9 protein-coding genes are annotated in these 12,180 nt (G+C 35.3%); 5 read left to right on the forward strand and 4 right to left on the reverse strand.

Annotated elements, in window-relative coordinates; translation table 11 throughout:
- The first annotated feature begins 132 nt into the window (after positions 1–132).
- Genes ABYK18_RS04780 through ABYK18_RS04795 form a run of 4 tightly spaced genes read left to right on the forward strand, consistent with a single transcriptional unit; the run spans position 133 to position 5,593 of the window.
- Positions 133–1,440 (forward strand): TolC family outer membrane protein, encoded by a 1,308-nt coding sequence (locus ABYK18_RS04780; RefSeq protein ID WP_373035512.1) that lies wholly within the window; start codon positions 133–135, stop codon positions 1,438–1,440.
- A complete protein-coding gene (locus tag ABYK18_RS04785) occupies positions 1,424–3,601 on the forward strand; it encodes a type I secretion system permease/ATPase (RefSeq protein WP_373035513.1) in 2,178 nt (725 codons plus the stop codon). Before ABYK18_RS04780 ends, ABYK18_RS04785 begins: the two co-directional genes overlap by 17 nt.
- On the forward strand, positions 3,598–4,980 hold the full coding sequence (locus tag ABYK18_RS04790; protein ID WP_373035514.1) for an HlyD family type I secretion periplasmic adaptor subunit: 1,383 nt from the start codon (positions 3,598–3,600) through the stop codon (positions 4,978–4,980). Before ABYK18_RS04785 ends, ABYK18_RS04790 begins: the two co-directional genes overlap by 4 nt.
- Before the next feature lies 1 nt (position 4,981).
- Positions 4,982–5,593, forward strand: coding sequence for a response regulator transcription factor (locus ABYK18_RS04795; protein ID WP_373035515.1), 612 nt, complete (start codon positions 4,982–4,984; stop codon positions 5,591–5,593).
- A 22-nt stretch (positions 5,594–5,615) separates the two neighbouring features.
- On the opposite strand, the gene ABYK18_RS04800 is transcribed toward ABYK18_RS04795, so the two are convergent.
- Together ABYK18_RS04800 and ABYK18_RS04805 are read right to left on the reverse strand one after the other, a co-directional pair.
- Positions 5,616–5,870, reverse strand: a complete 255-nt coding sequence (locus ABYK18_RS04800; RefSeq protein ID WP_373035516.1) for a hypothetical protein — start codon at positions 5,868–5,870, stop codon at positions 5,616–5,618.
- Positions 5,871–6,064: 194 nt separating this feature from the next.
- A complete protein-coding gene (locus ABYK18_RS04805; protein WP_373035517.1) occupies positions 6,065–9,445 on the reverse strand; it encodes a VCBS domain-containing protein in 3,381 nt (1,126 codons plus the stop codon).
- A gap of 431 nt (positions 9,446–9,876) precedes the next feature.
- On the opposite strand from ABYK18_RS04805, the gene ABYK18_RS04810 reads away from it, so the two are divergent.
- On the forward strand, positions 9,877–10,269 hold the full coding sequence (locus ABYK18_RS04810; protein ID WP_373035518.1) for a hypothetical protein: 393 nt from the start codon (positions 9,877–9,879) through the stop codon (positions 10,267–10,269).
- Here ABYK18_RS04810 and ABYK18_RS04815 read toward each other — a convergent pair.
- Together ABYK18_RS04815 and ABYK18_RS04820 are read right to left on the reverse strand one after the other, a co-directional pair.
- A complete protein-coding gene (locus tag ABYK18_RS04815) occupies positions 10,266–11,504 on the reverse strand; it encodes a hypothetical protein (RefSeq protein ID WP_373035519.1) in 1,239 nt (412 codons plus the stop codon). The two genes, ABYK18_RS04810 and ABYK18_RS04815, sit on opposite strands and share 4 nt — an antisense overlap.
- A gap of 44 nt (positions 11,505–11,548) precedes the next feature.
- Positions 11,549–12,178 carry an HAD family hydrolase gene (locus ABYK18_RS04820; protein WP_373035520.1) on the reverse strand — a complete coding sequence of 210 codons (630 nt, stop codon included), beginning with the start codon at positions 12,176–12,178 and terminating at the stop codon, positions 11,549–11,551.
- Between the last annotated feature and the right edge of the window lie 2 nt (positions 12,179–12,180).

Here is a 12,180-nt window from a genome sequence, read left to right on the forward strand (position 1 = left end):
TTTGTTATTTTTCAAAGACTTTTTGAAGATAATCCTTAAATTTAAATTACTATGGTCATTCTTATATTGATTTAAGAAAACTAATATTTTTATCTCAGTATACTAACAATATATACACTGAAAGGATACAAGATGAAACGATTACCAATACTCTCGCTAAGCTTATTGCCCGCACTCTTAAGTGCTATGACAATTTCTGAAGTTGTGCAAAACACGATACAGACGCATCCTCAGATTAAGGTAAAACAAGAGTCGTTAAATGTTAGTAAACAAAGATTGACACAAGTGCAGGCGGGTTATCTACCTTCTGTTGATCTTTCATATTCAGTCGGTCCGGAAGCAACTAAGACTCCGGCTAATGCAAGAGAAGAAGCTAGAATGACTAGACAAGAGGCCTCTGCAACATTAACACAAAATGTATTTGCCGGTCTTAACACCGTGTATAGCATGAAAGAAAGAAAGGCTCTGATTTTATCTGCAGGAAAAACAGTTGAAGAAAGTGCCAACAGCTTAGCGCTTGAAGCGACTACAGCCTACTTGGATGTTTTAAAAACTCGCGAGCTATATGATATTGCTAAGGAAAATGTAGCGGTTCACGATAAATACCTAAAACAGATCAAAGAAAAAGTAGATGCCGGTATTGCAAGAAATTCTGACTATGAGCAAACACTCTCTCGTTATGAAAATGCAAGAGCAGCTGAATACTTAGCCCAACAAAACTATTTCATTGCTGTTTATAGTTTTGAACGTATCTTACCTGGTGTTGCTCCTGAAGAACTTGAAAACCCTGTAATAGGTGCTATACCTTCAGATGATATAGAAGGACTCGTCGACATCGCAATGAAGAACAATCCGACTATTGATGTCTCACAAAATGACATTAAAGCTTCAAAGGCTGCAATCGGCCGTGCAGAGGCGGCTTACTATCCATCTGCAGATATCGTAGCTAAAGCTTATTGGAATGACAGTGTTCACGGTGTTGGTTACAATACCGCTACAAACAACAATGATTTAGAAAGTGAAGATTCAGGTTATAGCGGAATGCTCGTCATCAACTATAATCTATTCAACGGTCTATATGATTCGGCGAATAAACAAGCAAATCAACACATTCTACTCCAACAAAACTCAACTCTTGCAGATGCTAAGCTTTTTATCAAAGCGAACACAAAAATTGCATGGGTTAAATATAATATGACTAAAAAACAGTTAGTCTATATTGATAAAAATATTGATGCGAGTGCAAAAACTGTCGCTGATTACAGACAAGAAAATGAATTGGGAAGAAGAAGTATTATAGATCTTTTAAACATTGAGTTGGAATATAACAATGCAAAAAATCGTAAAGTCAATGCTAATTATGACAACTTAACTGCCTACTATGAGATTTTATCACATACTGGTAAAATGTTAGAAGAGATGAATGTCGTCATTAAATAGAGAGTTCAGAGACCCTATACTAGAGTGTCTGGTAATATTTACAAGACTCTACAACAGGCCTTTTAGCGCAAAAGCTTTGATTGCTGATCTTCCTGTCGAACCGGGAAGATCAATACCAAAACTCTTCTCACTAGATTCAAAGGAGGCGAAGTCTGCTTTTTTTCGAGCTGCTCAGAGAGCAGGATTTAGCTCTAAGTTAGTAAATTACTCATTTAAAGATATATCCCCTCTCCTTCTTCCTATAATATTAATTTTAAAAGGTGATAAAAACGGTGAGAATGCCTGTATTCTTACTGAGATAAGTCCAGACAGAAAATATGCAAAAATCATACTTCCAGAGCTTGATGAAGGTGAAAATTGGGTTAAGGTCGAGTCTCTCGAAGAGGAATATATAAATTTTGCTTTTTTGATCAAACCAGACCATAACTATAAAGATGCTCATAAACGTATACTAAAACATGAAAAACATCATTGGTTCTGGGGAACGTTAGGTTACTCAAAATCTGTCTATTCAGATGTAATAGTCGCTTCTTTTTTAATAAATCTTTTTGTAATGGCAAGTCCAATATTTACGTTAAATATATATGACAGAGTTGTACCAAACAATGCAATCGACACAATGTGGGTATTTGCAACCGGTATTATCGTTATATATGTTTTTGACATGGTATTAAAATTTTTACGTTCTTATTTTCTTGAAAATGCAGCTAAAAAGAGTGACATTATCATGTCCTCAATCATATTTGAAAAAGTACTCAATCTAAAATTATCTGCCAAACCTGCTTCAGTCGGTTCATTTGCAAGTAATTTAAAAGATTTTGATTCAATACGAGGTTTTTTTACGGCGTCCTCAATCGCAGCTCTTATTGACTTACCGTTTAGTATGATATTTTTATTTATCATCTATATTATCGGTCACTGGCTTGTAGTCATTCCTATTATAAGCGGTTTGATTATTATCATATATAGTATGATTGTGGAAAAACCAATGCGACACTCAATTGAGAGTACATATGAAGCTTCGGCACTTAAAAATGCCGTACTTATTGAATCATTATCTGCATTGGAGACTATTAAGGCTCTTGGAATAAGCGGTCAATCTCAATGGAAATGGGAAGAAGCAGCAGGCGGAGTCGCAAAAAAAGGGTTAAAATCTAAAATATTATCCAACTCAATATCTACTTTTGTAAATTTTATTGTTCAGATGAATACAGTCTCTATTATTATTGGCGGTGTTTACGCAATAGGTGAAAAAGCATTAAGTATGGGTGGTCTTATCGCTGTAGTAATGTTGTCTTCAAGAATGCTTGCTCCTCTGGGACAAGTAGCTTCTCTTATAGCTAATTTACAGCAGACAAAAACCTCATATGATGCCATTGATGCCATTATGAATCTGGATGTAGAGAGAGAAGAAGCCAAAAAATTTGTACAAAGACCTTCTTTCAAAGGTAAGATAGAGTTTCAGCATGTGAGTTTAATCTATCCAAATACGGATAAAAAAGTTTTAGATGATGTTAATTTTACCATTAACCCCGGAGAATCTGTCGGCATCATAGGCACAAACGGTTCAGGAAAGACAACCATAGAAAAACTTATACTCGGACTTTATGAACCTACTGAAGGATCTATCTTGATTGACGGGATAGATATAAAACAGATCGATCCTGCAGATTTAAGGGATAATATATCTTATGTACCGCAAGATGTGGTTTTATTTAGAGGTACATTAAAAGACAATATTATTCTACGTGCTCCTGATGCCAACGATGAAGAAATACTTCGTGTATCTCAACTCAGCGGATTAGATCATTTTGTAAACATTCACCCTATGGGATTTGATATGCCTGTCGGAGAAAGAGGTGATGGACTCTCAGGTGGACAAAAACAATCTATTTCTATTGCCAGAGCTTTTATACACCCTGCTCCGATTATTTTACTTGATGAACCTACAAATTCTATGGACAGTACACATGAAGGCCATTTTATCAGGGCAATGAAATTTTACAAAAAGAACAAAACAATGCTACTGATATCTCATAAAAGCATTCTTATGCCACTGACAGACAGACTAATACTATTGGCTCAGGGTAAAGTTGTGTTAGACGATACCAGAGCAAATGTAATAGAGCAGTTAACTAGACCAAAAGAAGCTAAGTCATGAGCCTAAGAGATAAGTTTGTAGATTATTCTTATGATAAGAAAGACATTGGAAACCTTGACGTAAAGAATGAAGATGATTTGGAGTATATGAGCTCTTTGAGTTCCGCTATGCTTATGCAAAACAATCTAAAAACAAAGCTGCTGTTATGGATAGGTGCATTCGTAATAATATGGTTAATAGTTTGGGCATATAATGCAAATATAGATGCTCTTACCCGCGGACAGGGGAAAGTGATACCATCAAATAAAATACAAATCATTCAAAATCTTGAAGGTGGTATAGTCAGTGAGATACTTGTAAAAGAAGGTCAAGACGTTAAAAAGGGAGATATACTTATAAAGATTGATGACACAAGTTTTGCAAGTATGTTTATAGAGTCTCAACTTAGGTACAACGAATTACAGGCAAAAAGTATTCGTCTTTTGGCTGAATCCACAGGAAATGCATTTTCTGTTACCAAGGAGATTAGAGAAGCCTCTCCAGATCTCATCAAACACGAGTTTTCTCTCTATAAAACGAACAAAGAACAACTAAATAATAATATAATGATATACAAACGCCGTTTAAATCAAAAAAGAAATGAATTAAAAGAAGCTCAGGCAAAACTAATTCAATTAACAAATAATTATAAGCTTATTTCAAAAGAAGTTGCTCTTAATAAACCACTTGTTAAAAAAGGAATTGTCTCAGAAGTTGAATTTTTACAACTTCAAAGACAACAGAGTACAATTAAAGGAGAGATGGATGCTATAGAACTTTCCATTCCTCGTCTAGTTTCAGTTCTTGAAGAACAAAAAGACAATATTAGGGAAGTAAAACTTGAGTTTCACAATGCTGCAAAAGAAGCTTATAATGAAGCAAAAGCGGAAATGTCAAGAATAAAAAGAACAAACATTGCCAGAGAGGACAAAGTGCAAAGAACTTTTGTAAGATCTCCTGTTACCGGTACTATTAAACAACTTCTGGTAAATACGGTAGGTGGTGTTGTTAAACCGGGAATGGATATTATAGAGATAGTGCCAACTCAAGACAACCTGCTTGTTGAAGCAAAAATAAGACCTGCAGACATTGCTTTTTTATACCCAGGTCAAAGGGCAATTGTAAAATTCTCTGCTTATGATTTTGCAATTTACGGTTCACTTCAAGGAACTTTAACGCATATTAGTGCGGGAACTATAGTAGATGAGATAGATAAGCAGAGCTACTATCTGGTTCGAATAAAAACAGATAAAAATTATTTAGGAGATGAGGATACAAAACTTCATGTCATAGTTGGTATGACTGCAGATGTAGATATTATAACTGGTAAAAAAACAGTACTTGATTATATCTTAAAACCTATCCTCCGTGCGAGAGAAAATGTATTAAGTGAGAGATAAGATGAAAAAAATTATTCTATTTACTAATATGACTTCTATAAAAAAACATTGGCAAAATGCTTTATATGGCAAGTACTTGACTGTATCTGTAGATAATTTAAATGCTTTAACTAATTATCTTAAAACTACTAAAGAGGATGTTATTCTAATGTTTGACGAGTTAAGCGTCTCAGATATTGATGATGCACTCCTAAAACTAGAACCTTATCATAATGTTACAATTTTAATATTTAATTCTTTACCGGAAGTTCATCATGCTGCCACACTTTTAAAAAAAGGGATTAAAGGCTATGAAAATGCATATATAGCCAAAGAAAACCTGCTTAAAATGCTCAAAGGTGTAGAAGACGGTTATAGATGGCTATTTACAGATTTAACCCACTTTGTCATAAACCACTATATTCAAACAATTGATAAAAATGAACCTGACTTTATGCATTTGTTAACTCAAAAAGAAAAAGACATAGCACTTATGATTGCAGACGGTTATAGTAACAAAGAAATCGCACAACAAAGTAAAATTGCACTTTCAACCGTTAAAGGGCATGTAAGTCATATATTTGAAAAAGCCGATGTGTCAGATAGAATCTCACTCGCTCTAAAATTTAAATAAACAACCAACAAGATTGTTAAAATCAAAGCATAATATCATCTATAAACATGTTTTCACACCCGTCAAGATCTAACATCACAGAATCATCTACTAAGACACTAAAAATTCCGTTGTATATTGCAGGTTCTACAATCTCTGCATACTTTATCTGCAATAGTGAATGCATATCAGCACCGTAAAGCTGTTCTCCATGATAAATAAGATCCGCATCATTAACTTCGCGGATATTACCATTTTTGTCTATTATATTATTACTTCCTAAAGAAACCTGTACCATTCCTACAGCTTTTTCAATATCCATTCGTGACCTTATTATTTTCGCGCATACTATCCTATGTAGATATCTTTGTAAATAGTACTTTGGTATTGGTTTGTAAATATAGATTTATTTGATAAGAGATTTTCAAATTAAAAATTACAAAGTTGCTAAAAATCCCGTACATTCAATGTACGGGATAATTTTGAAAGAAATTACACGATATCGGAAGGATCATCTATCTCAATAAGTAAAGTTGCTCCAGCATCAACAAATTGAGCATAATCTTGCCCATTTATCACAACTGCTTCAGCAGTGCCAAATGAACTATGAACATCTACCTGATCATATGCATTTCCATCAGAAGATTGAATGATCAACGTATCAGATTCTACTGCACTTAAAACATCCGTTGAAGTAATACCCAATAATGGGTCACTGCCAACCACGGTAGCTCCTGAGTTCAACTGAACAGTTTCAATATTTGAAACATTAGACAAATCCAAGGTCGTACTTACAACAAGTGTATCATAACCTGTTCCGCCATCTACTGAAACATCCGTAGTACTATCATAGATTAGAGTATCATTTCCTGCGCCGCCGCTGAGTGTATCTGCATTAGCACCTCCATCAATATAGTCATCTCCGTCTCCACCGACTAATACATCAGCTTCTGATCCACCTAAAATAGTATGTGAATCAGGTACGCCTGCACCTATTTCTGTTGTAACAGCGTCAAAGACAGGTTGGAAACCATCCGGAATCTGAGTTTCAGATGCCAAAGTAACAGTTGCTAATCCATCTACGACATCTGCCAATAAGTCAACATCATCCACAACTATAACTCCTGAATCTGAACTGACTTCTACAGTAGGAGTAGTACCATCTGTATAAGTAAAGACTAACTTAGTAGTAATAAGAGAATCAAAACCGCTTAGTGTTACACTGCTTATCTCTTCACTGCCATCTACATCACCCAATACCAAGTTCATGTTATAGTCATAATTGTAAAAACCGGAAATTGATGACGGGTCATAGATATTTTGTAAAGTAAAACCGTCTTTATTAACAGATACGTCAGCATCAGCTATATACATTCCGTCAAAAGCAGTATCACTTATAATCCTAAGAGTATCGCCACCATTACTTAAATCACCTCCGTCTATATAACCATCTCCATTTAGTGTCAATTCATTACCATCACCATCTTCAAATCTGAAACCTGATGTAATCTCTGTAACTCCATCAAATAGTTTTATATCGATAAGATCGCCACCTGTAGCTTTTAAATCTAAATACAAAGCAAAAACGGAAGAAGGTAACTCAATACTTAACGATTCTCCATATTTTCCGTCAATATTAATCGCTTCATCACTGGTATGGTCTATTGAATCATCTGTATCGACACCCAATCCATGTCCAGGATTAAAATTTAAAGGGGATGTAGCCGTAATAACTAATCCATTTGAACTGTAAGTATTAGACACTCTATTTATAAAGCTCGGATCATCTTCCAAACTAAAATTAGCCAAGCTAAATAACGGATCACCAATTTCACCCAATCCAGGTCCTACATCTAATGGATCGGCGACAGGAGTAACATCTATATTCATAGTTTGACTAGCACTCCATAATGAACCGTCACTTGCACTAAAATTAAATGATGTATCAACGGCTGAACCGTCTGCACTTAAATAACCAAATGTCAAACTGCCATTTGCAAGTGCAGTAGCAGAAATAATAGCAGTTGCAGTTCCTATATCAGCCAATGTCAATGCAACACCGTCTACATATAATGTTCCGTTTACAGGTAATGACTCTATTCTGATACTATCCATAGCATCACTGTCAGGATCACTATATCCAGGGAAATCACTTGAGGTAATCGTATATACTATATCTTCAATGGCATATACAGTATTGTCAATTATTGAAGGTGCATCGTTTGTGCCTGTTACAGTTATTGTAGCAGTTGAACTAGACTCTGCTCCTTGATCGTCACTCATTGTGTATGAAACAATGACATCCGTACTTTGTCCGTTACCTAAATAGTCAAAATCCGTTCCAGGATTAAAGACTAATTTATTATCTACTATCGATACTGAACCTAAATTTGGACCTACACTTACACTGTCTAAAGTAAATACACTAGAATCAACATCTGTATCGTTGGCCAATACGTCAATAGTTACCGAAGCATTTTGAGAAGTTGTGTCAGTATCTTCAACAGCAACCGGTGCATCGTTTGTACCTGTAATCGTAATAGAGATATCTTTAGTAGTACCGTCTTCTGCTGTTACTGTAATAGTATCGCTTAGAGGAGTACTTGTTGTGTTTAATGCATCCACGACTGGGTTTGAGTTATCAAGCGTGTATACCCATACTCCGTTTGAAGCTACCGTATATGTTCCGTAAGTAGCTGTTCCGTTTGTTACAACTTGGAATACATCATCTGTATTATCCACGTCTGTATGGTTCGCATCTCCTGACACTGAAACCGAGTTCTCTGCGATTGTGTCGCCCGCTGCAGTGATTATAGCCGCATCGTTTGTACCTGTAACATTAAGTGTTAGAGTAGCTGAAGATTCAAGTCCTTCATCATCGCTCATCGTATAGTTTACAGACAGCTGTGTAGATTCCTCATTTTGTAAATAATCAAATACCGTACCAGGTGTGAATACTATTTTATTGTCAACAATACTAAATAATGAAGTATACTCACCCGCATCTACGCTGACCAATACAAAAGTTGAAGGATTATCACCGGCATCCACATCTGTGTCATTTGCTAAAACATCAAACGTAAGTGTATCATTTTCCTGACCTGAACCTGAGTCATCAAAAGCTGCAGGCGATTCATTTACATTGTTAACATTTATAGAGACAAGCTGCGTTGTAGAGTTACCATATATATCTGTAACTGTGACATTGACATTATATTCATTGTCACCACCCAAATCTAAAGGATTTTCATAGTCAGGTGAATCATTGAAAGTAATTATACCAGTGCTGGCATCTATACTAAATAACTCACTGTCTAATCCGTCTATGCTAAACGTTACAGGTGTTGTATCCGTTGCAGTGACTTGTAAAACAGCACCCGTACCGTTTTCATCAAACACTACACTGTTACCCGAAGTAATAGTCGGAGGATTACTGTCACCATCATCATAAATGACATTAACGTTTACAACACCCTCTCCATATTGAGCCAAATCTACATCTCTGCCAAATCCCAAAAGTGATGACTCATCTATAGGAACTTCTTCCAAGAAAGCGGAACTACCTTGCGGACCGGCATCCCCGGCTGCAGTTTCCATAAAGTCTATATCATCACCAAACATATTCTCATTTCCGTCAAGCCCGGATATTACCGAACCGTCAGCAAGCACTCTAAAAATACCGTCATACGCGGTTGATTCAGGGAGCGCCAGATATTTAATCTGAAATAATGCATTAGGGTCGTCACTGTAAATCTGTTCGCCCTCATACATGAGACCACCAAAACCAGGCTCACGCGTCACACCATTGACATCTACGAGTTTAACATTCCCAACAGAGACTTCCACTCTGCCTATCACTTTTCCAGTAGCCATAACACACCTCCATTATTAAGTGTACCTAAATGGTAACATTGATTTTAGTCCTTGTAAATAGTACTTTGGTATTGATTATCAAAACAAAGACTATTCCACGACAACTCTTTACTCAATATAAACCTTACTTATCAAAAAATCATTACAAACAAAAGTTTCCGCGCAATAACCGACGCTCGGAAACATATAAACACCACACAGCATCAATCGGAGAATCCATCTCAACCAAGAGTGTAGCACCATCAGCGTTATACCATGCCTATCACTTTTCCAGTAGCCATCTCACACCTCCACATTACTTAGTTTACCTGTATGGTAACATTGATATTGTTTGTTGTAAATAGTACTTTAGTATTAAATTAACACCAATTTAGTTATATTATAGTACTTTAGTAGTAGTATTAATTCAATTATTATTGTAGAATATAATTATGATAAATGAAGCGATTATAAACTATATATTATTATTTGTTTTACTGGAATTTTATGAAATAAGCTGGCAAAAAGCTCCGAGTATAATGGGTATGCTTATTCGCATGTATAAGTATTATTCAAAAAGTATATTTCTATTTTTAATCATGCAGCCTACCTTCTATTTTGCCATTTGTTTTGCAATGCTTACAGAATATAATCCAAGTGCCATGATTTTACTTTTTATAAAAACAGCAGATATAGCGACCAAAATTTTACTTATAGAACAGGTGTTTAAAAAGAAGGAATTGACTCAGGAACTAAGTCTTGTACTACTTGCTCCGATAAATAGTTTTTTACCGTATCTTGGTTTGATAATCTATCCTATTCTTATAGCGTTAAGCATAAACTAATCTGTATATCCTTTTTTGAGTTGTGCCTTTTTAGCCAATATCTGAACACTTTGCGTAATATCATCAGATGCTATATGATAATGTTCATGCAATCTTTCTAAAGAATCTTCTATCTTTTTTGTTAAAATGACAATCAAAGACTCCATCTGTTCTTTTACATCATTAATCTCATCTACTTGAGTCGAGTTTAGTTCTTTTACAATATTACTCAATTGAGATTGTGATTTTACATAGTCTGCTTTTATAACTTCAATTTCACCAATCAATTCTTTTATATTTGAGTAAATATTGTGAAGTCCGCTGTTTTGCTCCTCTAGTTCATTCATCTTTTTAGATGAAAGAAGCATTTGCTTCATTATCATTTCACTCTGTTCACGTATGGAACCAAGTCTGTTTTCACTCTCATAAAGTGATGTATTAATCCCTTCCGTATGAGACTTTAAAGATACAATTTGATTTTCAAAAGTTTTAGTCACACCTGATAGTTGTTCTAGAGTATGTCTTGTAATCGTTTTTGCTATCGTTTCCGAGATAGCCTTCATCCCACTTAAATTTTCTTTTACTTCTTCTATATCATCGGAGATATCAAGCCTATTAGCTACTGCTTTTTCCAAAGTCAGTTTTATTTGATTATAGTGGTCTTGTTCCGCTACTCTAAGTATGTCTATATGCTTATGAACTACATTATCAAGCTCCGGTAACTGCACATTTGTAAAATCATCAAACGATTTTGAAACATCTTTATGCCACAAATCCAAATCATCAAATTTTTCCAAAAACTTACCCTGATTTATTTGTATGGAATCAAGGGCTTTTATATCATGCTTAAACTTCTCTCTGAGATCTTCTTGAGCCTTTCTGTCATCTTGTTGCGAAAGTATCATACGACCTTCCAAATCAGCCATAAAGGTTTTTAACTCACTCACCTGAGCAGTGATGACTCTTGCAAACTCATCGTGCGTTCTTGCGTTTTGAGTCATCTGCGTTTGATGCAGTATGTCCATAATAATGTAAAGAAGAAGTGAGACCAAAAGCGGTAAAAAAGATTCTCTCAAAAGTAAAATAACATCAGTGATGTCAGGATGAATTATAAAATGAACAACCGAGCTAATAGCACCGATGCCAATCATAAGAGGTGAGTAATTTATCTTGTTTGGTTGTTTTAATATAGAAATCTGTCGTAAAAAGAGTATTGCCATAAATGCAAAAGCCAGGAGTAAGTCACTATCAAACACTTTTTTCCCCTTAAGATAATTTGTAGTTATTTTATCATATATTTTTATAAAACTATATCTAATATCTCTTTTGGCTCAACTACGACTATCTCATGCTCTGACTCAGGGGTAAAGCCCCAAGTAGCAAACATGGAGTTTATTCCCGCTTTTTTAGCACTCAGCATATCTTTTGAGTTGTCACCAACCATCCATGCAGTGTCTTTCTTATTGTCAAAGCCATAATGATTAAGTATCTCATGTAGCATCTGAGGATCGGGCTTTGATGCGCTTACTTTATCTGCACCGATGATTACGTCAAAAAGTTCATCTACTTCCAAATGTTTTAACATCCTAGAGGCAAAAGGAGTTGGAGCATTTGTAGCTACAGAGACCTTAACTCCGGAAGCTACAAGTTCTTCTAAAGTCTCCTTTACACCGTCATAAAGATATGGGTTTTGTATACACTGCATCGCATAATGAATCTCAAAAACATTTCTGTCTTTTTCATGATATTCATCCGTGCCGTAAAACATTTTTGGGAGGTTTCTTACTTCCATATTTATAGCTTCAACTACATACTCTTCGCTTAAAGGAGGAAGATTGTAATGCAGATCTCTTATGTAGTTTATAGAGATTGTAATATCTTTTTTGGAATCAAGAAGTGTTCCGTCCATATCAAATATAACTACTTTCATTA

The organism is Sulfurimonas sp. (assembly GCF_041563495.1).
Lineage (GTDB): Bacteria > Campylobacterota > Campylobacteria > Campylobacterales > Sulfurimonadaceae > Sulfurimonas.

What these genes read in the sequence shown, in the direction of transcription:
- ABYK18_RS04780 (WP_373035512.1), top strand. Translation starts at nt 133, where the DNA reads ATGAAACGATTACCAATACTCTCGCTAAGCTTATTGCCCGCACTCTTA.
- ABYK18_RS04785 (WP_373035513.1), top strand. Translation starts at nt 1,424, where the DNA reads ATGTCGTCATTAAATAGAGAGTTCAGAGACCCTATACTAGAGTGTCTG.
- ABYK18_RS04790 (WP_373035514.1), top strand. Translation starts at nt 3,598, where the DNA reads ATGAGCCTAAGAGATAAGTTTGTAGATTATTCTTATGATAAGAAAGAC.
- ABYK18_RS04795 (WP_373035515.1), top strand. Translation starts at nt 4,982, where the DNA reads ATGAAAAAAATTATTCTATTTACTAATATGACTTCTATAAAAAAACAT.
- ABYK18_RS04800 (WP_373035516.1), bottom strand. Translation starts at nt 5,870, where the DNA reads ATGGTACAGGTTTCTTTAGGAAGTAATAATATAATAGACAAAAATGGT.
- ABYK18_RS04805 (WP_373035517.1), bottom strand. Translation starts at nt 9,445, where the DNA reads ATGGCTACTGGAAAAGTGATAGGCAGAGTGGAAGTCTCTGTTGGGAAT.
- ABYK18_RS04810 (WP_373035518.1), top strand. Translation starts at nt 9,877, where the DNA reads ATGATAAATGAAGCGATTATAAACTATATATTATTATTTGTTTTACTG.
- ABYK18_RS04820 (WP_373035520.1), bottom strand. Translation starts at nt 12,178, where the DNA reads ATGAAAGTAGTTATATTTGATATGGACGGAACACTTCTTGATTCCAAA.